The 19,432-nt window shown below is 66.4% G+C and carries 19 protein-coding genes and 1 tRNA gene; 6 read left to right on the top strand and 14 right to left on the bottom strand.

The features are described from left to right. Positions 1–43: 43 nt before the first annotated feature. Both B7R93_RS10340 and B7R93_RS10335 read right to left on the bottom strand, forming a co-directional pair. Entirely contained in the window at positions 44–622 is a 579-nt protein-coding gene (locus B7R93_RS10340) for a DUF2480 family protein (protein WP_103020710.1), read from the bottom strand. 145 nt (positions 623–767) lie between these two features. Then, positions 768–1,418, bottom strand: coding sequence for an HD domain-containing protein (locus tag B7R93_RS10335; RefSeq protein ID WP_103020709.1), 651 nt, complete (start codon positions 1,416–1,418; stop codon positions 768–770). Between the two features lie 129 nt (positions 1,419–1,547). Between B7R93_RS10335 and B7R93_RS10330 the strand changes: the two genes are divergently transcribed. After that, entirely contained in the window at positions 1,548–1,988 is a 441-nt protein-coding gene (locus B7R93_RS10330; RefSeq protein WP_232798317.1) for a GNAT family N-acetyltransferase, read from the top strand. Positions 1,989–2,048: 60 nt separating this feature from the next. Here the strand turns inward: B7R93_RS10330 and B7R93_RS10325 are convergent, their stop codons facing one another. After that, a complete protein-coding gene (locus B7R93_RS10325) occupies positions 2,049–3,080 on the bottom strand; it encodes a peptidylprolyl isomerase (protein WP_103020707.1) in 1,032 nt (343 codons plus the stop codon). A 306-nt stretch (positions 3,081–3,386) separates the two neighbouring features. Between B7R93_RS10325 and B7R93_RS10320 the strand changes: the two genes are divergently transcribed. Further along, positions 3,387–3,459: transfer RNA gene (locus B7R93_RS10320), tRNA-Glu, on the top strand. Positions 3,460–3,631: 172 nt separating this feature from the next. Here B7R93_RS10320 and B7R93_RS10315 read toward each other — a convergent pair. The 5 genes from B7R93_RS10315 to B7R93_RS15890 all read right to left on the bottom strand — a co-directional run bounded on the left by B7R93_RS10315 (position 3,632) and on the right by B7R93_RS15890 (position 8,830). Next, a complete protein-coding gene (locus tag B7R93_RS10315) occupies positions 3,632–4,366 on the bottom strand; it encodes an ATP-dependent Clp protease proteolytic subunit (RefSeq protein WP_103020706.1) in 735 nt (244 codons plus the stop codon). 104 nt (positions 4,367–4,470) lie between these two features. Next, positions 4,471–5,850: a trigger factor gene (gene tig / locus B7R93_RS10310; RefSeq protein WP_103020705.1), complete on the bottom strand. Its 1,380-nt coding sequence runs from the start codon at positions 5,848–5,850 to the stop codon at positions 4,471–4,473. Positions 5,851–6,059: 209 nt separating this feature from the next. Next, a complete protein-coding gene (locus B7R93_RS10305) occupies positions 6,060–7,361 on the bottom strand; it encodes an ABC transporter permease (RefSeq protein WP_103020704.1) in 1,302 nt (433 codons plus the stop codon). A gap of 55 nt (positions 7,362–7,416) precedes the next feature. Next, positions 7,417–8,367 (bottom strand): ABC transporter ATP-binding protein, encoded by a 951-nt coding sequence (locus tag B7R93_RS10300; RefSeq protein WP_103020703.1) that lies wholly within the window; start codon positions 8,365–8,367, stop codon positions 7,417–7,419. A 178-nt stretch (positions 8,368–8,545) separates the two neighbouring features. After that, positions 8,546–8,830 carry a hypothetical protein gene (locus B7R93_RS15890; protein WP_103020702.1) on the bottom strand — a complete coding sequence of 95 codons (285 nt, stop codon included), beginning with the start codon at positions 8,828–8,830 and terminating at the stop codon, positions 8,546–8,548. A gap of 282 nt (positions 8,831–9,112) precedes the next feature. On the opposite strand from B7R93_RS15890, the gene B7R93_RS10290 reads away from it, so the two are divergent. Continuing rightward, complete coding sequence (locus B7R93_RS10290) at positions 9,113–9,388, top strand: DUF4290 domain-containing protein (protein WP_103020701.1); 276 nt, start codon at positions 9,113–9,115, stop codon at positions 9,386–9,388. Between the two features lie 44 nt (positions 9,389–9,432). Here the strand turns inward: B7R93_RS10290 and ruvC are convergent, their stop codons facing one another. The 4 genes from ruvC to B7R93_RS10270 form a co-directional block, all read right to left on the bottom strand. Continuing rightward, a complete protein-coding gene (gene ruvC, locus B7R93_RS10285) occupies positions 9,433–9,972 on the bottom strand; it encodes a crossover junction endodeoxyribonuclease RuvC (RefSeq protein ID WP_103020700.1) in 540 nt (179 codons plus the stop codon). A gap of 54 nt (positions 9,973–10,026) precedes the next feature. Further along, on the bottom strand, positions 10,027–10,800 hold the full coding sequence (locus B7R93_RS10280) for a YebC/PmpR family DNA-binding transcriptional regulator (RefSeq protein WP_103020699.1): 774 nt from the start codon (positions 10,798–10,800) through the stop codon (positions 10,027–10,029). 204 nt (positions 10,801–11,004) lie between these two features. After that, on the bottom strand, positions 11,005–12,792 hold the full coding sequence (locus tag B7R93_RS10275) for an LTA synthase family protein (RefSeq protein WP_103020698.1): 1,788 nt from the start codon (positions 12,790–12,792) through the stop codon (positions 11,005–11,007). A 49-nt stretch (positions 12,793–12,841) separates the two neighbouring features. After that, complete coding sequence (locus B7R93_RS10270) at positions 12,842–13,549, bottom strand: CDP-alcohol phosphatidyltransferase family protein (RefSeq protein ID WP_232798316.1); 708 nt, start codon at positions 13,547–13,549, stop codon at positions 12,842–12,844. 251 nt (positions 13,550–13,800) lie between these two features. Here B7R93_RS10270 and B7R93_RS10265 point away from each other — a divergent pair, with 251 nt between their 5' ends. From B7R93_RS10265 to B7R93_RS10255, 3 genes are all read left to right on the top strand, one after another. After that, complete coding sequence (locus B7R93_RS10265; RefSeq protein WP_232798315.1) at positions 13,801–16,026, top strand: tetratricopeptide repeat protein; 2,226 nt, start codon at positions 13,801–13,803, stop codon at positions 16,024–16,026. 80 nt (positions 16,027–16,106) lie between these two features. After that, entirely contained in the window at positions 16,107–16,514 is a 408-nt protein-coding gene (locus B7R93_RS10260; protein WP_232798314.1) for a hypothetical protein, read from the top strand. A 78-nt stretch (positions 16,515–16,592) separates the two neighbouring features. Beyond that, positions 16,593–16,964, top strand: coding sequence for a hypothetical protein (locus B7R93_RS10255; protein ID WP_103020695.1), 372 nt, complete (start codon positions 16,593–16,595; stop codon positions 16,962–16,964). On the opposite strand, the gene ggt is transcribed toward B7R93_RS10255, so the two are convergent. After that, complete coding sequence (gene ggt / locus B7R93_RS10250) at positions 16,958–18,760, bottom strand: gamma-glutamyltransferase (RefSeq protein WP_103020694.1); 1,803 nt, start codon at positions 18,758–18,760, stop codon at positions 16,958–16,960. The two genes, B7R93_RS10255 and ggt, sit on opposite strands and share 7 nt — an antisense overlap. 71 nt (positions 18,761–18,831) lie before the next feature. Next, positions 18,832–19,425 (bottom strand): LysM peptidoglycan-binding domain-containing protein, encoded by a 594-nt coding sequence (locus B7R93_RS10245; RefSeq protein ID WP_103020693.1) that lies wholly within the window; start codon positions 19,423–19,425, stop codon positions 18,832–18,834. Positions 19,426–19,432 lie beyond the last annotated feature (7 nt).

Genomic DNA, 19,432 nt, shown 5'->3' with positions numbered 1-19,432 from the left:
GAACGGCCCGCCCCAACGCCCTGACGGGAGGGACGAGCAGGCGCTATTCCGCGTTCGGGGTGGGGAGATCCGGCTTCTTCACGCCCACCGCCTCGGCGTCGGGCGTGGGGGAGTTGTCCTGCGGCCGACGCCAGAGCGGGACGGACGAGCAGGGCTCGCCGTACATCAGCTTGCGGGCCACGTCCTGCAGCTTCTGGGTGGCGCGGACGTATGCCATCTCCGGCACTTCGTCGTCCCCGCAGCCCTTGACGACGACCGGTGTATCCTCGTAGGCCGACCAGTCCTCTGCGTCGAGCGCCGCGACGTAGTACTCGCGCCGGAGGTCGTCGGCCCGGCCGATGGTGGTGGACTGAGCAACGTCGTGGAGCTCCGAGGCGATCAGCATGTATCCCCAGGTCGGCACGATGGCGTCCGTTGAGCAGTGCAGGGCGACGTGCTCGTTCGCGTACTGGGACCAGTCGTGTGCGTCGACCTCTGCCCGGAACTCCTTTTCCTTGAGCATCAGGCCGTCCACGAGGAAGGCGCTGATGTCGAGCTCCGTGACGGGCCGATCGTCCCAGAGATCCGCCAGGTTGTAAACCTCAATCTCGCCCTGGGCAACGCGGTTCTCAATCGATTCCATGAGGAAGAGGGTCTGTTTGACGGTGCATGCAGGCCGTACATTCGAATCGGCACGGTGAGGGACGGGTTTCTTGCGCACCGTCGTGGGGCGCCCCCAGAAAGGCCCGACGTGGGAAAAACAGCCAATGCCGAGGGGACGCACCGGTTCAGTCCGTATCGATCTCGCCGTCGAGCCGCTCTAGGTACGACCGCATGTATGCCGCGCGCCGCTTGGCTTCGGTCCGTCCGGCGTCGGTCCGCATCGTTTCGGGAAGGCGCAGCAGTTTGGCGTAGAAGTGGTCGAGCGTGTAGGCATCGTCCTCGGGCGCGCGGTCGTCGCAGAACGGATCGTCGAGGTTGTAGAGCGACTGGTCCAGGGCCCCGCCCACAGTGAAGCAGCGCGCAATCCCAATGGCCCCGAGGGCGTCGAGCCGGTCGGCATCCTGCACGACTTTCGCCTCGGCGGTCTCGGGCTCGGTGTCGCCCGAGTAGCTGTGGGCGGCGATGGCGTGCTCGATGTCGGGAATCCACTGTTCAGGATAGCCCTCGTCCGTGAGGAAGTCCCGGGCCGTGTCCGCGGCGCGCCGGGCGGCGGATGCACGGTCGGGCGCGTCCTTCGGAAGAACGACGCAGTCATGCAGCCAGGCGGCGGGCATGACGACATCCATCTGGGCCGTTTCGCTTTGAGCCAGGCGGCGGGCCGTCGCCGCCACGCGCTCGACGTGGGCGCGATCGTGGGCTGCGTCGGCAGTCTGAGAGTCTAGGAAGTCGGCGAAACGGTCTTCCCAGAGGCCCCAGGCATCGGTGGAAGAGGGCATAGTGCTTGGTGTGTATGTGAGAACTCAAGAGGAAGGCACGCCCCGGACGCGTCGGAGCATCTACCCGTGGCGTGCGTGTGCCCTAAGACAAGATGGTTTTTGCGGAACCGACCGTGTCTGATGGCCCACATGGAGATTACACCCGTACAGCGCGACGCAGACTGGAAGAAGGCCCGTGCCATTCGCACGCAGGTGTTCGTGGAAGAGCAAGAGTGCCCGCCCGACGAGGAGTGGGACGGGCACGACGCGACGAGCCGGCACGTGCTGGGCTGGGCAGACGGGGAGGCCGTTGCCACGGCGCGATGGCGCACGGTGCCGTACGACGAAGAGATCGTCGCGAAGCTCGAGCGCTTCGCCGTCCTTCGGGACTACCGCGGACGGGGCCACGGCACGCAGCTTGTGCGTGCGGTCCTCGAGGACGCCCGCCGCGCTGGATTCGATGCGTTTCTCGTCCACGCCCAGGCACACCTTCGGGACTGGTACGGGGACCTCGGATTCGAATCGACGGGCCGGACCTTCGAGGAAGTGGGCATTCCCCACGTCGAAATGGTCCGGCGGGAAGACCGGTAGAGGAAGAACTCGCTGCCGTCCGGCCCTCAATTCCCCGGTCCTCAATTCCAGGGCGCCCGCCTACTTGCGCAGCCCAGCGCTGACGATGTCGGGGTTGGTCCGCACGGTCACGTCGTCCAGCAGCGCGTTGATCTGATCCTCAACGGCCTGTTGACGGCGTTCTTTCGTCATTTGCTTTCGCGCCTTGGTTGTGTCCATCGGCTCGCCGGCATTGGTTAAGCGAATGACGTGGAAGCCGAACCGTGTGCGCACGGGCTCGTCGGCCACGTCGCCCGAGTCGGAGAGGGCATAGGCTGCCTCGGCAAACTCATCGACCATCCGGTCCCGCGTGAAGAAGCCGAGGTCGCCGCCCTTCTGGGCAGAGGGGCCCTGGCTGTGACGCCGGGCCAGCTCGGCGAAGTCGACGTCGTCCATCTGTGCACTGTCCACGAGGGCCGTCGCGGCTTGCCGGGCCGAGTCGACCTCCGACTCCGGGGCGTTCTCGCCTGCCTTGAGGAGAATGTGCTGGGCCCGGATGCGCCGGTTTTCCTCGCTGTAGGCCGTAACGTCCTCGGAGGACGGCTCCTCAAAGTTCTGGGCCATTTCTCGCTGCAGCTGCTGTTGTCGAAATTGATCGGCCAGTAGGCTGCGGACCGAATCGATGGTCATGTTGTTGCGGGCCAGTTGCTTCCGGAACTGCTCCTCGCTCTCGTACCGCTGCTTGAGCTTCTCGACCCGGGCGTTCACCTGTGCGGGATCGGCCTCCACCCCTTGGGCTTTGGCCTCTCCCCGCAGGGCGTGCTGGCGCGCGAAGCCGCGAATGAGTTGACGGTGCGTGTCTTGCGCCTGGTCTTCCGACTGTTGCCCGGGGGCCTGACGCTTCATCGACATCCGCACCTGCTGCTGGTAGCGCTGGGCCGTGAGGGTGTCGGACCCGTACTCGGACGACACGACGAGGGCGACGGTGGAGTCGGAAACGGCGTTGCCCATCTGGTAGGGCACGTCCGCGGTCTCGGAGCTGGTTCCGTTTCCGCTCCCACACCCCGCCAACGAGAGAATGAGGGCAGGAAGCACAACGGCCGGCAGAAGGCGTGAGAGGGTCGGGAGAGACATAGGCACAGGGCAGTCGGGGGAGTACGGGGAGAAGGACGGCGGGGACTGGCGAGCAGGGCACCCCCGGAACGCCCAGACGAGCCGGGCTCCGTGGCGCGCCGCCAGCAAGCGATGGATGCACGTCCCCCCGCACGGACATGTTTCTCGAAACGCCGAGCAAAAGCACGGCCTGTCGCGGGCAGGGAAAGAGGCGAATCAAGGAGGGGGGCGCGAAGTTGATTCGCCAGTGTGGGGTTGAATTTTCGTGAACGTGAAACCTGGAATCGGCCCTCGTGTCCAATGTAGTGAACTTGTAGACACGGCCCTGCCGCGTTCGTCTAGGGGTCTAGGACGCCGGCCTCTCACGCCGGTAGCACGGGTTCGAATCCCGTACGCGGTACATCCCGACGTTTTTTAGAGGCGCTGACCTTCCTCCTCCCTCCCCCCAGGTCAGCGCCTCTTTTTTGTTTTTGTGGTGGGCGGCTCGGGCCCGCACCGGGCCCCAATAGAAACGGCGACGAGCCCCACTGGGGCCGTCGCCGCTGTCTTCGACGCAAAAAGAGGACTGGAAGCTACGTGTCTTCGCCCGCGTCGTCCGCGGCTTCTCCGTTGGGCTGCACGGACCGCAGGTCCTCCAGGTTGTCCGAGTTCAAAACGTTGTCCACGAGGCCGTACTCTGCGGCCTCCTCCGCGCTTATCCAGTAGTTGCGGTCGGCATCTGCCTCAATCTGGTCCATGTCCTGGCCGGTGTGGAGGGCCAAGATTTCGTAGAGGCGCTCTTTGAGCCACATGATCTCCTCCGCTTGAATCTCGATGTCGGAGGCCTGGCCTTCGGCCCCGCCCATCGGCTGGTGGATCATGACGCGGGAGTTGGGGAGGCACGCGCGGCTTCCGTCTTCACCGGCCGCGAGCAGCACGGAGCCCATCGAGGCCGCCAGGCCCACGCAGGTGGTCGAGACTGGGGCGCCGATGTACTGCATCGTGTCGTAAACGCCGAGGCCGCTGTAGATGACGCCGCCCGGCGAGTTGATGTAGAGGTTGATGGGCTTCTCAGAGCTCTCGCTCGTCAGGTAGAGAAGCTGGGCAACCGTCAGATTGGCAATCTGGTCGTTGATCGGGGTTCCGATAAACACGATCCGCTCCTTCAGCAGGCGGCTGAAGATGTCGTACGCCCGCTCGCCCCGGGTCGTCTGCTCCACGACCATGGGCACGAGCCCCGACATCGGCTGATCTCCCAGGTCCCCGTCGTAGATGCTCCGGGGAAGAGAGGTCAGGCCTCTGCTAAACTGAACAAAGTCATCAACCATGGAGTCGGCACACGTTCCTGAGAGTCTCAAAACGGGCGATAATGAACCCAGATTTTGGGGCAGGGGTTCCCCTTCGTGAACAGTGTGGGAAGGGGACAGCCCGACTACCGCGCCACGCGCTGCCGCTGTTGCTGCTGTTGCTGCATCTCCTCCTCAAACTCGTCGCGGCTCTTGGACTGCACGGTGAGGCGGTCGAACAAGAAGTCGTACACCTTGTCGCTTAGGATCTGCTGCTCCACCTTCTCCATCATCTGGGGCATGGTCTGGTAGAACTGCTCGATCTGCTGGGCAGTCACCTGCTCCTCGCCCCCGGACTGCTCGGCAAAGAAGGCCTGAATCTCCTCGTTGGAAACCTCCAGGGCCTCCTCCTCGACGATCTGGTCCCGGATGAGCATCCAGCGGCCCTGGTTCTCGGCATCGCGGCGGTTGCGCTGGCGGAAGTGCTCCTCATCGAAGTCCTCGGGCCGCTCGCCGTCGTTTTCCTCCTCCACCTGCTTGACGAACGAGTCGAGATAGCCCTCGATGACGGACTCGGGAACGGGAACGGGGTGGAGCTCCAGCATCTTGTCAATCACCTCGCCCTGCGCCATCTCGCGGGCCCGCTCGTCCCAGGCCTCCTGAAGACGCTCCCGAATGTCGTTGCGGAAGGCCTCCAGGTCGTCAAACTCTCCCTCGGTGGCCCGACGCACGAACTCCTCGTCGAGCGGCGGTAGGTCGCGGCGCTTCACCTCGTTGACCGTCACTTCGTAGAGGCGATCCTCGCCATCGTGCTCCTGTTCGTGTGGGTGTTCGTGGCCCTCGTGTTCGTGGGCGGAGGGCTCTTGGGGCAGCTCCACGCGAAACGTGTCGCCTGCCGTCCGGTCCACGAGTGCCTCGCGAAGTTCCTCCTTGAGCCGATCATCGTCGAGGAAGAACGTGAGGTCTTCGTCCTTGTCCCCAATGATGGGCGTATCCGTCTCCGGGTCGATGCGCTGGAGGTCAACGTTCACGTAGTCGGTGCCCGTGGCGGCCTCCCCTTCGAGGGGCAGCAGGTCGGCCTCCTCTTTCCGGAGGCGCTCGATCTCGTCCTCCACGTCCTCGTCGGTAATCTCGGGGTCGAGCATCGTAATCTCGACCGACGAAAGGTCCTCCAACTCCACCGCGGGCCGGACGCCGAATCGAAGGGTGGCCTGTAGGTCCGCGTCGAGCTCGTAGTTGAGGTCCACCAGCGTCGGCTGTCCGAGGGGCTCGAGGTCGTCGGCCTCCTCTACTTCCTCCTCGAAGGCCTCCTGCACAAACTGCTCGGCCACGCGGTAGCCGATCGCCTCGCCGTGCATCTTCTTCACGAGGCCGAGGGGCACTTTTCCCTTGCGGAAGCCCTGCACGTCCATGTTCTTGCGCTGGGCGTTCAGGGCCTCCTCCAGCTTTGGCGCCAGCTCGTCGGCCGTGGCGTGAAGGTCCAATTCGTACTCGACCGGAGAAGCCTCCGAGAGTGTGGTGTCCATGAGCAACAAAGGGGTGCGCTGAGAGGACGAGAGCGAGGACGGGCCGCCCGGCGCTCCGAAGAGGCTCCGGGGGGCGGGCGTTTGTTCTTTTGGGGAACGCCTTTGGAATGCGCGGCCCGACAAAAAGATCGGCGGGAGTGCCCGAGACTGGAGACTGCACGCCGAAAACCCCACAAATCCCGGATGAAAAGCCGGTGGCGGCCGCTTCCCTACCGGTACGTGGCCCACCGGGCGATCTCGCGCAGGCTCGGGGTCTTGCCGTACGAGAGAATGCCGACCCGGTAGATGCGCCCGGCGACCCAGATCATCCCGACGAAGGCGCCTACCAGGAGGACAAACGCCGTGACGACTTCCCAGAGGGGAACGGAGGTAATGGCGATGCGCAGCACCATCAGGATCGGGGAGAAAAACGGAATGATCGACGTGACGACCGACACGGTCGCGTTCGGGCTCTCGATAATGAAGACGAGGAAGAGGATGGGCAGGATGAGGGGCGTCATGACTGGCAGGAGCAGGTTCTGCGCGTCCTGCTGCTGCTCGACGGCCGAGCCCACGGCGGCGAAGAGAGAGGCGTACAGGAGGAAGCCGCCGACGAAGAACAGAATGAACCAGACGATCAGGTCGAGGGGAATCGTTGGGACGGAGATTCCGGCCGCCTCCCGCAACGCGTCCGGGGAGGCCCCAGGAGAGGCGCCCAGGTCCGACGGGGCAAAAAAGAGAGCCAGCACAGGCCCGATGGCCGCCATGCCGCCCGTCGCGAGGGCGGCCCACGTCACCATCTGGGTCAGCCCCATCGCCCCGATGCCGAGCACCTTGCCCATCAGCAGTTCGAAGGGGCGGACCGACGAGACGATGACCTCCACGACCCGGCTGCTCTTTTCTTCGATGACCCCCTGCATCACGTACTGGCCGTAAAAGAAGACGGCAAAATAGATGGCGAACGCCATCACGTAGCCGATGGCAGTGTAGGCGAGGGTGGAGTCGTCCGTGGTGCCCTCGTCCTCGCTCAACTTGCGCGTGGCGAGCCCCACGTCCGAGTCCACGATGGACAGCACGTCCGCGGAGGCGCCGGCCGTCGCGAGGCGGGACCGCCGCACCACCCGATTGACCCGCGTGTCGAGGTCTGACCGGAGGGTGAGCCCGCCGCCCTCCATCGAGTAGTAGGTGGCCTCTCCCGTGCCGTCCAGCAGCGACGTGGGCAGCCGCAGGTACCCGTCGTACTGGCCGCTCCGCACGGCCCTCCGCACCGAGTCCGTCGGGGCATCGACGGGGCGAAAGGTGAGGCTCTCTCCGCCGGTGGCCATGAGCGAGTCGGCCAGCCGGCCGGTCTCGTCCACGACGGCGACCGTCTGCTCGTCGGTCTGGTCGGCGAGGTACCCGAACAGGGCGGGCGCCGCAAACAGAAGGATGGCCCCGAACGGCACCAGGAGCGTCGCGAGTACGAACGCCTTCGACCGGACGCGACGCCAGAACTCACTACGAAGAATGAGCCAGATCTTGTGGAACGACATTCGAGGTCCGGGGGCTAGATTTAAGAAACTCGAGGACGACTCGGAACAGCGACGATCAGTCAGTGTCCGCGGCGGCCTCCTCACGCATGCGCTGGGCTTCAGCCTCCCCCACCACCTCGACGAAGATCTCGTTCAGGGGCGGGGCCACGCGCTCGTACCGGTAGAGCTCGTCGGTGTGGTCGAGGGCGCGGTCGAGCACCGGACGCGCGTCGGTGCCGTCGGCCAGGGTGAGTTCGGCGCGGTGGGCGCTGCGGGTGTTGACGCGCACCTGTCCGGCCGCCACGAGCTCGTCGAGGAAGGCATCGTCGCCGTCGAACTCCAGAACGAGCGTGTTTTGGCCGAATTGCGCCTTCACGTCGCGGAGCGGGCCCTGCAGCACCACGTCCCCCTCGGCCATCAGGCAGATGTCGTCGCAGAGCTGCTCCACCTGCTCCATGCGGTGGGAGGCGAACAGGATCGTGCGGTCGTCGCGGCGCAGCTCCAGGATGATGTCGCGCAGAAGGTCGGCGTTGATGGGATCGAGGCCGCTGAACGGCTCGTCGAAGATGAGGAGCGACGGGTCGTGCAGCAGCGTGGCGATGAATTGGACCTTCTGCTGCATGCCCTTCGACAGCTCCTCGATCGTCATGTCCGCCCAGTCGGTGGCGTCGAAGCGATCGAGCCAGTGGTCGGCCCGGTCGGCGGCGGTTTCCTGTGAAAGCCCTTTGAGCGTGCCGAGGTAGACGAGTTGCTCCTTCACCCCGAGCCGCTTGTAGAGCCCCGACTCCTCCGGCAGGTAGCCCATCCGTTGTTGGCTCCAGGGGCCCACAGTGCGCCCGTCGTAGCGGACCGTGCCGGCGTCGGGCACGGCGATGTAGGTGATCATCCGGATCGTCGAGGTCTTGCCGGCGCCGTTGGGGCCCAGAAGGCCGAGGATGCGGCCGGGCTCGGCCGAGAACGACACGTTGTCAACCGCTACGGTGTTGCCGTAGCGCTTCGTCACGCGAGACACCTCAAGGTGTGCCATGGAAGAAGTGGGGGTCGGAAGAGGCCGGAATGCAAACTCCCCATAAAGAAAGAGGGCAGGGAGAGGAAAAGAAACCGCCCGGGCCGACGATCCGACAATTGAGGAGCAGGTGCACGGAGTGGGCCAACGGGGCGTCCGATCGACGAGGAATGCAGCCCCCGAGCGTCCGGGGGGAGCGCTACAGCTCCGCCATCTTCTCCGGGGGGATGCCGATGAGGTAGCGCTGCTCGATAATCTCCTCGTGCACGTCGAAGAGCCCGGTGCCGCGGAAGTCCACGGCGATATCAGAGCCGTTGATGCGCTTCACCTCGCCGATGCCGTAGTAGGAGGGCTGAGGGCCGTAATAGACAAGCTGTCCCTCGGACAGACGGCCGTCCCGGCGGGCGTCGCGATGAAAGGCGGGCACCTCCCGGAGGCGATCGAGTTGATACGGGGTGGAGGACTCGTCGGAACGGCTGCTCATGGGACCTCGGGGCCTGATGAGTACTGATGTGCTGTACGGAACCTGCGAGGCCAGGTTCGCGCAGTGGCCCTCGGTGAGCGCCCGTCGTCCGTTAAAGACGTGAAACCATCGGGACGAGTTGGGGCGATGGACGGGGGGCTCCGATGGGACAGGCAACTCTCGGCCGGGGACCGCGTTGTGAGCCGTTCCTTTGCTCCCAACAACAAATCTCCGACTGTCCCCGTCGGACCGACGGATGGGCGAAGGACACACTCGATAACTTTGGCCTAAGGGCTTCCCGTTATGCGCTACGACTCCACGATGGTCGACCGACAGGTGGGCCGGAACGCTGAGCTTTTTGCACAGTCGATCCCCGAGCTCGACTCCCGCGAGGAGCGATACCCGTACCTCCGCATCCTCATCAGTCTGATCGACCAGGCCCACCCGGAGTGGCGGCAGGCCCCCAAGAAGGTCGAGCGGATCGCCGAACTCGCCCACGAGCTAAGCGGCGGCCAGCTCGATACCGACGAGGTGGAGCGGGTGGTCCGGGTGCGGGACAAGGAGAAGGGGTACCGCTAGGGTGCCCTGTGAGTTAGAGACCAGGGCCCTCGCGGGTAGTGCCATCACTCCGACACGCGGTCGGGGTTGGCGTCGACGAAACTGGCCCATCCGGTGTAGGACTGGCCATCGTCGTGTGCGTCGCGGTTGCCGTGGCACAGCGCAATGGCGAGGGCATCGGTGGTGTCGTGGGTGAACCCCTCCCCCTCCACGGAGAGAATGGACTCGATCATGAACCCGACCTGCTTCTTCGAAGCGTTGCCGTTGCCCGTGACGGATTTTTTGACCTCCTTGGGGGTGTACTGAGCCACGGGCAGGTCGCGGTTGAGGGCCGCCATCATCGCGGCGGCCTGGGCCCGGCCCAGCTTCAGCATGGACTGGGGGTTTTGGCCGTACACCGGCATCTCGACCGCAAACTCATCGGGCCCGTGGGCGGCAATGATTTCGATGAGGGCGTCGTAGATCTGCTTCAGGCGGGTGGGGTGATCGTCGGTGCCGCCGACGCGGATCGTGTCGGCGGCCAGGAGCTGCTCGTCGCTCCCCGACCGGTCGATGAGGCCGTAGCCGGTGGCGCGGGAGCCGGGGTCGACGCCGAGAATAACCATGGGTCTACGCGCTGAAAAAGGGGAAAAGGAAGGGCAAGACGGCCTGTGCGGGGGTCAATGCTCAGCCGGGGGGGCGACGTCCACGCCGAGCGTCAGGGGAACGCCGTCGATCTGCAGGGTGGTGTAGACGGCCTCCACATCTCGGAGGTCGTTGATCTTCTCAACCAGGTCCTCAACCGCCTCGCGCTCGTCGGGCGCCAGGGTAACGGTCGTGGTGGGCGAGCGCACGAGGTCGTTCGCCTCCACGGCGATTCCGGCCTCGTCGAGGGCCGCTTCCACGTCGGCGAAGGCGTCCCGACGGGTCGTGACGATGTACGCTGCGTCGGCCTCGTCGATCTCTTCCGCGCCGGCCTCCACCGCCACCTCGAAGAGCGTCATTTCGTCCGTGGCGCCGGTGGGAACCGCCAGGCGCCCCTTTTGCTCAAACAGGTACGCGACCGAACCGTCTTTGCCCAGGTTGCCGCCGTGGTCGGAGAACAGGTTGCGGAGGTCCTTGACGGTGCGATTGATGTTTTCCGTCTCGCCTTCCACGAAGACGGCGACGCCGTGGGGGGCGTAGCCTTCGTAGGTGACCCTCTCGCGACCTTCCTCCTCTATCTCTCCGGTGCCCCGCTTGATGGCCCGTTCGATCGTGTCCTTCGCCATGTCCTCGTCGCGGGCCCGCTCCAGGGCCTGAGAGAGCGCGACGTTTGCGTCCGGGTCGCCTCCCCCGTTCCGGGCGGCCGTCTCAATTTCCTGCGACAGCCGAGCCCAGACCCTCGACTTGCGCCGGTCGTCCTTTTTCTTCTTGCGCTTGACCTTTGCCCACTTGCGCGTGTGTCCGGCCATGGATGGAACGTGCGGATGCGAAAAGCAAACGTGTCGTGGTGCAGGGCCTCCCCCAACGGAGAGCGACAACGGGAGTTGTCTGCCCCCGATGCCCGAGCGGGAGTGCGTTCCGCGAAGGGGGCGAGGCACAGTCTTCTGGCGCGCCCTTCAGGTGCGCTGCGGGTTCCCGAAGAGCACGCTGAGGGAGAGTCTCTTGCCAGGGGATCACTGCATCAGCAACGACGGGGGAAGGCCGCGCGGCTGCAGAGCCGGAAGGCCGGTCGTGTCCGTCGGCGCGGTGCCCCGGTCGTGTGCGACCAGCAGGCGGACGAGGAACGAGTACAGTCCTTCCTGGCGAAGGGTTCGTCCTGTGAGAGAGGGGCGGAGGCCGTCCGTAAACCCCTGCTCGCGAGCACGAGCGACCAGGGTCGAGTCGGTGCTCAGCACGTGGAGGGGCACTGTGCGGTCCGCGGAGTCAATGAGGGGCGGCTGGTGGTCCCCGAGCAGGAGCACAAGGCTGCCGGGCGGGGCGTTCTCAATCAGGTACTCGCGGAGTACACGCAGCTCGTGGGCCACGTGGCGGAGATAGCGCAGCGGTGTGGGCTGATCGTAGATGAGGGGGGTCGTGAGGGAGTCCGGGAGAAAGACCGGGGGAGCCGATGCTGTGTTGGAAGGGGGCGAGCGGGGGGGCTCCGTCTGCTGGTTAAACTGGCGCCAGTCGTCGAGGTAGGGCGGCAGGCCGTAGTTCCAGAGCGAGTGGGAGTCGACGGTTTCGAAGAAGAGAACGAACGGCTCGTCGGTGGCCCGCAGCTGCGTCTCGTGCGCGTACTGCAGGCTGTACTGGTCGGGGGCGTCCGCGAGGCCGTAGGACGGGCCCTCATAGTTGAGGTCGTCCCGGTAGAGGGGGACGTCGAAATCGTAGAGGTTGCGAACGGGAAGGCCGGGACGCTCAAAGACAAACGGCTGGAGGGCCACGGTGCGGTAGCCCTGGTCATCCAGGAAGCGGACGAGGTGGGGCGCCTTCCGATTTGACTCGTCGTCGGCGGCGGCCTGGAACTGGTTGAAGAGCAGTTGGTGGCCCACGCGCGTGCCGGTCAGGAAAGACGCGATGGAGAGCCACGACCGCCCGCCTCGCACGGGCACGTCGCTCCGGGCCGTGGCCCGGTGCCAGCCGTCCGCGGCAAGCAGAGAGTCGGTGCGCCGCAGGAGGGCTCGGTATGGGGCGCGGAGCGACGGGTGGGTATTGAGGGCCGACCCGTACGACTCGACCATGAGGAGATAGATGGAGGGACGCCGGTCGAGGGAGAGGGAGTCGTAGCCCGCGTAGGTGGAGTCCACCGGGGCTGTTTGCAGTGAGTCGAGCATGGTTTGGAGGCGCAGCGAGGCCTGGACGTTGGCCACGGCGCGGGTCGTCGCCGTGCGCACACGGGCTCGCTCGCTGGACGACTGGTACGTCATGTTCACGGGGCCGAGCTCCAGGGCCGGCCCCACCACGACGATGAGGGGCCAGGCCCCCAGGTGTACGGCCAGCAGGGCCGCTCGGCACCCCCCGTAGCGTCCCGTCCGCGCCACTGTGCGGAGGCCCCAGGCCACGAGCCGTGCTGCCCCGAGGGCCCCGGCGAGCGCGAGAACGGCAAGGGCCCCCATGCGCCACGACCAGAGGTTCAACAGCAGATAGCCGAGGTTGTCGACGTACTGCAGGTCCTCGTAGAGAATGCCGCTGCGGCGGGTGGCGACATAGACCGTCGCGTCGTACGCCTCGTAGAGCAACAGAACGCCGACCCCGAGCCCCGCTCCGATCCGAGTGGCCCGGGCCCACCGTGTGTGATGAGCGTAGACGACCGCCGTCCCGAGCACCAGCACCTCTACGCAGAGGGGAAAATATGGGCTGCGGGGGCGCGGTGTGGCGAGGGACGGAAGGAACGGAAGCAGGGTAAGAAGCCCCCAAGCCCCCACAAACGAGAGCCACGCCCGGTCGGGGGCGGAGATCGACGTGTGCCAACGGCTCGACATAGCACGGTCCGTTCAGGAGAAGGGGAGGCAACGTCAGGGACGCTCCCGCTCACGATTTCCTCAACGCCCACTGTGGGGCCACGACTGCCCAAAGCGACCGACCAAACGACATGAGCAACGCCGCCGTGGCCACGGTCACGAGCGGGTGCGAGAGGGTTGGATAGGGAAGGAACGATGTGAGCAGTGCGCCGACCATCCCCACGTATACGTACCGGGCGACCGACGAGCGGGGCTCGGTCTTTCGGGGAATTGGGAGAAGAAAAAGAGTCACCACGAATCCGTAGCGGAGCAGCCCGGCGCCCAAAATCCAGAGTGGGAGGACCCCTTGGAACGCCGCGAACCCGCACAGGAGCAGCAGAAAGAGGGCGTCGGTCTCTTTGTCGAAAAACGCCCCGAACCCCGATGAGAGGCGGTACCGGCGGGCCAGCCATCCGTCGAGGCCGTCCAGGCCCAGAAGAAAGAGACTCAGCGCGACGAGCGGCCAGGGGCCGAGGGACGCTGCGGGTGGGAGCAGGCCCAGTAGGACGACCCGGAGCGCCGTCACGCCGTTGGCGACGCCAAATGCCCCGGTCGGCGTCCAGCGCCCCCGTTCGATCCCCACAAGTCCCCCGAGCATTGCCGTGCCCACGACGAGGACGGGGCCAAGGGCGCGAAGCCACACGGTGCCCACGGTCGCGAGAAGCATGGCGATGGCATTGACGAGCGACCAGCGCTCAAGGCGCGTCGCGGACCGGAGGCAGGTCGTGAGGGAGGACACGGACGTAAGTGGCAATGCGCACATTCCAATGAGATGCAACACACGACGCCCGCCCTCGACGGATTCCTTCACTACACAATTGTAACGGCCGAGGACGAACGAGGCGAACAGTGGGAACGACAAAGGTTCGGTGAACATCTTACTTACCCCACGTAAAATGTAGACGTTGGCTGCTTTTTTCGTCGCGGCGCGACGCGCGCAGTCCCATGTGCAGCCCTCCCTGTTCTGCTCTGACTCGGCTCCTGTGGCCCGTGCCCCCGTGGGCGGCCCGTGTTCTCCTGGGCGTTCTCGGAGGGCTTCTTCTGCACCTGTGTGGGGGGGGGCTCCCTGCACAGGCCCAATTCGATATTCCCGGGGTCAAAAGCCTCTCCGGCGCGTCCCAGGTGGAAGCGGGAGCGGGGCTGCTTCGAGACGGACGCCCCGACGCCGCCGCGTCCCTGCTGCGGTCGGCGCTGGACACTGACTCCACGCTCGTCTCTCCCGTGCACGGCGCGGCCGCCTACTGGTTGGGCAAGGCCTATGAGCGGGCCGACCAGTCGGCGAAGGCCGAGTCGGTGCGGCGCACGGGACTTCGGGCGCTCTGGGAGACGGGGCAGTTTGACGTGCGTCTTGCCGATGCGTACCTCCAAGGACTTACGCCCAAGCAACTCCGGGGCGAGCGACTCTACGCGGTTGAGGTCTACCGGTCCCTCCTCGGTCGGGTGGGCACCGACACGTCGGAGGCGGTGCGGGCGCTTTCGCGCCGGCGGGTGGCGCAGATGGCTCCCCTCATGGCCGATTCCGCACTGGCCCGTGTCATCCGGAACGATCGCTCCACCGCCCCTGCGGAGTGGACCTTCCGGCCCGGGGCCGGAGCGGCCCTCGTGGAGTGGTGGCGTGGCGCCGATCCCCTGCCGGCCACCGACGCCAATGAGCGCCTGGAGGAGCACCTCACCCGGCTCGTTCGAGGGCGTCAGAACTACGCGTGTGCGGAGCGAGTCAGCGCGCTCGACGATCGCGGCCTGGTTCACCTGCGCTTCGGCCAGCCCTACAAGCAACGGGCCCTCGACTACGAAGACGGCGAGTTTTTTCGGGAGGTCCACCGATTCGGGGTCAACGTGCCGCCCTCGAGCTTTCCGGAAAGCGAGATCTGGCTGTACACCCACATCGACGAGTCGGGCTTCTATCTGTTCGCCGAAGAGGATACGTCGGAGTGCTTTCGGCAGGCGACGGCCAACGAGCTGATGCCCAGGTATTTGACGCGGCAGCGCGCGGACACAGGGCGAGGGCTCAACATCGCCTACTCGGCCGTCATGGCCATGCGGGCCATCTACCGAGAGCTGGCCCTGTACCACATCAACTTCGGCACACGATACGCCGAGATCGCCAGCTACGTAAACTGGCAGGAGATGCAGGCGATGGTGGCGTCCGGGTCGGCCAGTCAGCGCTCGACGGAGGTGGGAGCGGGCGTCGGGCAGACCCGGCGCGTCTTTTCGGATCCGTCGCTCGGCTTCGACGATCCGACGCAGTTTGTGACCCGGATGGTCTCGCGAGCCGAGCACGAAGACCGGCAGGCCGTGGAACGACGCGAGGAGGCCATGCCCCGCCAGCACACCACCCTACTCGACGAGGCCGCACAGCTTCCCGTGTCGGTGCGAACGGCGCGATTCCTCGACCCGGATGGCACGACACGGACGGAGGTCTACTGGGGCGTGCCGGCCGCCCGGCTGGTCCTGGGCGAGGCCGACTCGCCCTCGTCGTCTCTGATCGCCGTCTCGGCGGCCCAGTACGACGACGAGCACCGACTGTCGCAGCGGACGCGTCAACGGCATCCGGTAGAGGTGCAGCCGGGCTCGGATCCGCGGATGATTGTGCCGCCGCCCCTCACGCTAGAGGGCGCGACCGATCGCTACCACCTTGGCCTGCAGTGGAGCCAATACCAGTTGTGGGCGTCCGAGGCATCCGCCGAAAAACGGATGGGACCGAAGCGCCGGATGGCCACCGCCCGGGCCGACTCGCTGGTCCCGCTCCGGAAGGAGGGGCCGGAGGTGGAGATGAGCGACGTGAAGGTGCTCACACTGCCCGACACGAGTGCTCAGTCCCTCGCCCGTCCCACCGAACAGGCCACGCCGTATCCGTTCCGCGTCCTCACGGGCGACACGCCCCTGCTGCTCTCCTTCGAGCTGTATCACCTGGCCCTCAGCGACGATGACCGCACACAGTACGCAATCGCCTACGAGGCGGAAGGGGAGACGAGGCGCGGCTGGACAGAAATCTTTCGCGGCACCGACACGCAGCGCACGAGCACCGAAATGACGATGGAGGGCACCGACCGCCGCACAGAGGAGGCAATCCTGCTCGACCTCTCTGAGATCGAGCAGGACGAGCCCCAGGACGTGCGGGTGACCGTCCGCGCAACCGACGAGGTAACGGGGGCGACCGTCTCGCGGACCGTCGAGTTTGTCCTCCGGCCGTCCGGAGCGGAGAGGCAGCGGTGATGGGAGCGGGGCGGGAATCTGTCGCTCCCGGTGCGCCGTACGGAAAAAGCACACTCCCTTTATCCCCTGCTCCGTTCTCCATGACTGACCCAGGCCCCGACGAGTCCGCGTCTCCCCCAACGAGTGCCGACCCCGGCGCCGCGCGCCCCGATTGGGTGGGCTTCTGGCGGGTCCGCCGTTGGGACGAGGCGGAGCCCTCCGTGCCTACCTACTACGTCGCCACGACGGAAAGCTGGGATGTCGTGAAGCGTGAAGCAGGGCAGGAGCCCCATGTTGCCGCTCACCCAATTCTCGAGATCGATGGGCAGACGATTGTCCTGAAAGATGAAGGGACGCCCGACGAAGACGCGGAACGGTGGCGGCCCGAGGTGGACGGCGACACGCTCCGCGTGACGGCACGCACGGGGCCCCATGCCGAGTCGGTCGGGGTCGCTGAACGAATGGCGACGGATCCGCGCGAGATGGCGTCCGACGTTCCGACCTCCTAGACGTACGCACAATGATGGGCCCAGGTGCTTGTCCTTCCACTACGGCCCCCACTGGCTCATGGCGAATGCCCCGACCATATGCTTGATCGCCTCTTCGGGCGCGTCCACGACACAAAGCATGCCGCGTCTGTTCTGCGCGGCTACCTCTGGTGGGGCCTCCTCCTTCGCGTCGTGCTCCTCCTGGCCCTTGGGGCACTGTTGATGGTGGAAGGAAATGTGCTGGCCGAGTGGCTGCTGACGGTGCGTCCGCCCATGCTGCCGCAGGAGGACGTTCAGGAGTTGACCACCGTGTCGTACACGGTGGTCGTGGGGCTCCTGACGATTGGGGCCGGGGCGCGTTGGCAGCTCCTCCGTCGGCTTAAGGTGGCGGAGGGCGCGTCCGAACCGTCCCGCTCAGCCTCCGCCGAGGAGGACCCGCTCTCGACGGAGCCCCCCCGGTCTGCTCAGTAGCCGACCACGGTGCCGTCCTTCCGCATCTCCGTGCCGCCCCAGTAGACTCCCTCCTCTGGGTCCCAGCGAATCGCCTGGTAGCCGCCGTACCCCCCGGCACCCACGCTCACGCTGTGCCCCCGGCCGCGCAGCGCGTTCACCACCTCATCGGGCACGCCGCTCTCCACGCGAAGCGTCCCGCGTCCCTCCATGGCCTCGCCGGTAGGGCTGCTGCTGCCGGAGTGGCGGTAGCGCGCCGCGTCGCCGGCGGCCTGCACGTTGAGGCCGAAGTCGACGATGTTACTGAGCACCTGCACGTGGCCCTGCGGCTGCATGCCGCCGCCCATCACGCCGAAGCTGAGGAAGGGCTCCTCGTCCTTCATCGCGAAGGCCGGAATGATGGTGTGGAAGGGGCGCTTGCCCGGCTTGTACACGTTGGGGTGGCCCTGTTCCATCGTGAAGAGGGCGCCGCGGTCCTGCAGCATGAAGCCAAGACCGTCGGGCACGAGGCCGCTGCCCATCCCAGCGTAGTTGCTCTGGATGAGCGAGACCATCATGCCGCTTGAGTCGGCGACCGTTAGGTAGATGGTGTCGCCGCTGTTGAGACGCTGGCGCATGGTCGGGTCCAGGCTCGAGGTGGCCGCGGCCCGGGGACGTCCGGCGTCCGGCGCGGAGAGCACCTCGTCCATCTCGATCAGCTGCCGCCGCTGGGTGCCGTACTTCTCGGAGATGAGTTCCTGCACCGGCACGTCCGCAAACGCGGGGTCGGCGTAGAAGCGAGCGCGGTCTTCGAAGGCGAGCTTCTTGGCCTCGGCCTGCACGTGGAGGTAGTCGGTGGAGTTGTGGCCCATGTCCGCCACGTCGAAGCCCTTCAGGATCTGGAGCATCTGCAGCGCCGCGATGCCCTGGCCGTTGGGGGGCAGCTCGAAGACCTCCACCCCCCGGTAGTTCACCGAGACCGGGTCCACCCAGTTGGCCTCGTGCTGGCGGAAGTCCTCCATGCTGAGGTAGCCGCCGGTTCGCTCGGCGTAGTCGGCGATCGTCCGAGCGATTTCGCCCTCGTAGAAGGCCTCCGTGCCGTTCTGGGCGATCGTCCCCAGCGTATTGGCGAGGTCCGGGTTGCGGAAGATTTCCCCTTCCTTCGGGGCCCGCATCTCGCCGCTCTGCCCCTCAATCAGATACGTTTCCTTCCAGTTGTCACCCGGAATCAAGTCGCTGTTCTCGCGGAAGGCCTCTACGTTGCCCTGCCAGTAGTACGCGATCACCTGCGAGAGCGGGAAGCCTTCGCGGGCGTATTCGATGGCGGGGGCCAGGTCGTCCTCGAGCGGCAGCCGGCCAAATCGCTTGTGCAGCTTGCCCCAGCCACTGGCGGCGCCGGGCACGCTCACCGGCAAGTGGCCGAGGAGGGGAATCTCGTCGCGGGTGCCCAGCTCCTGTTGCAGCGCGTCGTAGGAGAGCCCGCGCGGGGAGCGGCCGCTGGCGTTGAGGCCGTAGAGCGAGTCGGTCTCCGGGTCGTAGACAATCGCGAAGAGGTCGCCCCCGAGGCCGTTGCCGGTCGGCTCCATGAGGCCGAGGGCCGCGTTGGCGGCGATGGCGGCATCGGCGGCGCTGCCGCCCTGCTTCAAGACGTCGACGGCGATCTGGGAGGCGAGTGGCTGGCTGGTGGCGGCCATGCCATGCTCCGCAATCACGGGGCTCTGCGCGTAGGCAGGGCCGGTAAGGCGGTCGCCGCCGCCATCCCCGTTCTGGGCGAGCGCCGGCGGGGCAGCGAGAAAGAGGGCACAGAGCAACAGGTAGAGCAGCGGAGAGCGGTCCATGGGGCGGAGAACGCGATTGCGGTAGACGAGTGCGTCCGTAACATAGAGACTAGAGCGCAAAGCGAAAACGACTATCGCACGCGGAGGCGCTCGCCGGGCTGTAGGGACGAGGTCCCCTCATTGAGCCTGCGAAGTTTTTGCACCGACACGCCGTACCGGCGGGCAATTTCGGACAAGGTGTCCCCGCGCCGAACGGTGTGGTGGGCCGTGTTCGACGCGGAGGGAGCACTGGCCTCAGGATCCCGACGGCCGTCGATGGTCACCGCGTTCGTGACAGTCTGCACGCTGCTCAGAGCCGCCACTGTGCGTGCCGCCTCCCGGTACTGCTCGCGGGTGTTCACGTCACCGCGCAGGGTGAGGTGGCCCCGCACGGCCGACGGAGAAAAGTCGAAGCGCCGGAGCGTCTGGTGCCGGGCGAGGGCCTGTGTGGCACGGGCCGCCACGCTCGCGTCCGCCAGCCGCTGCGATACGGATCGGGGCTCTGCGTCGGTGGGGGGAGAGGCCTCCTCGGGGGAACGTCGTGCGGAGGAGGCAGCGCCCGAGGCGGACATCTCCGTGTCGGTCGTGTCCGCGGGGGAGGAGTGCGAAGAGCCCGGGGTGCAGGCCGAACAGAGGCCGGTGCCGAGGACGAGGGCACCGAAAAGAAGAAGTAAACGGACGAGCATCGGCACG

Source organism: Salinibacter altiplanensis (assembly GCF_002894645.1).
Taxonomy (GTDB): Bacteria; Bacteroidota; Rhodothermia; order Rhodothermales; family Salinibacteraceae; genus Salinibacter; species Salinibacter altiplanensis.
Note: the sequence above shows the minus strand (reverse complement) of the source record. Positions and strands in the feature narration are given on the sequence as shown.

Excerpts from the sequence above, each read along its gene's own strand:
- B7R93_RS10340 (WP_103020710.1), bottom strand. The coding sequence starts at position 622 with ATGGAATCGATTGAGAACCGCGTTGCCCAGGGCGAGATTGAGGTTTAC.
- B7R93_RS10335 (WP_103020709.1), bottom strand. The coding sequence starts at position 1,418 with ATGCCCTCTTCCACCGATGCCTGGGGCCTCTGGGAAGACCGTTTCGCC.
- B7R93_RS10330 (WP_232798317.1), top strand. The coding sequence starts at position 1,548 with ATGGAGATTACACCCGTACAGCGCGACGCAGACTGGAAGAAGGCCCGT.
- B7R93_RS10325 (WP_103020707.1), bottom strand. The coding sequence starts at position 3,080 with ATGTCTCTCCCGACCCTCTCACGCCTTCTGCCGGCCGTTGTGCTTCCT.
- B7R93_RS10315 (WP_103020706.1), bottom strand. The coding sequence starts at position 4,366 with ATGGTTGATGACTTTGTTCAGTTTAGCAGAGGCCTGACCTCTCTTCCC.
- tig (WP_103020705.1), bottom strand. The coding sequence starts at position 5,850 with ATGGACACCACACTCTCGGAGGCTTCTCCGGTCGAGTACGAATTGGAC.
- B7R93_RS10305 (WP_103020704.1), bottom strand. The coding sequence starts at position 7,361 with ATGTCGTTCCACAAGATCTGGCTCATTCTTCGTAGTGAGTTCTGGCGT.
- B7R93_RS10300 (WP_103020703.1), bottom strand. The coding sequence starts at position 8,367 with ATGGCACACCTTGAGGTGTCTCGCGTGACGAAGCGCTACGGCAACACC.
- B7R93_RS15890 (WP_103020702.1), bottom strand. The coding sequence starts at position 8,830 with ATGAGCAGCCGTTCCGACGAGTCCTCCACCCCGTATCAACTCGATCGC.
- B7R93_RS10290 (WP_103020701.1), top strand. The coding sequence starts at position 9,113 with ATGCGCTACGACTCCACGATGGTCGACCGACAGGTGGGCCGGAACGCT.
- ruvC (WP_103020700.1), bottom strand. The coding sequence starts at position 9,972 with ATGGTTATTCTCGGCGTCGACCCCGGCTCCCGCGCCACCGGCTACGGC.
- B7R93_RS10280 (WP_103020699.1), bottom strand. The coding sequence starts at position 10,800 with ATGGCCGGACACACGCGCAAGTGGGCAAAGGTCAAGCGCAAGAAGAAA.
- B7R93_RS10275 (WP_103020698.1), bottom strand. The coding sequence starts at position 12,792 with ATGTCGAGCCGTTGGCACACGTCGATCTCCGCCCCCGACCGGGCGTGG.
- B7R93_RS10260 (WP_232798314.1), top strand. The coding sequence starts at position 16,107 with ATGACTGACCCAGGCCCCGACGAGTCCGCGTCTCCCCCAACGAGTGCC.
- B7R93_RS10255 (WP_103020695.1), top strand. The coding sequence starts at position 16,593 with ATGCTTGATCGCCTCTTCGGGCGCGTCCACGACACAAAGCATGCCGCG.
- ggt (WP_103020694.1), bottom strand. The coding sequence starts at position 18,760 with ATGGACCGCTCTCCGCTGCTCTACCTGTTGCTCTGTGCCCTCTTTCTC.
- B7R93_RS10245 (WP_103020693.1), bottom strand. The coding sequence starts at position 19,425 with ATGCTCGTCCGTTTACTTCTTCTTTTCGGTGCCCTCGTCCTCGGCACC.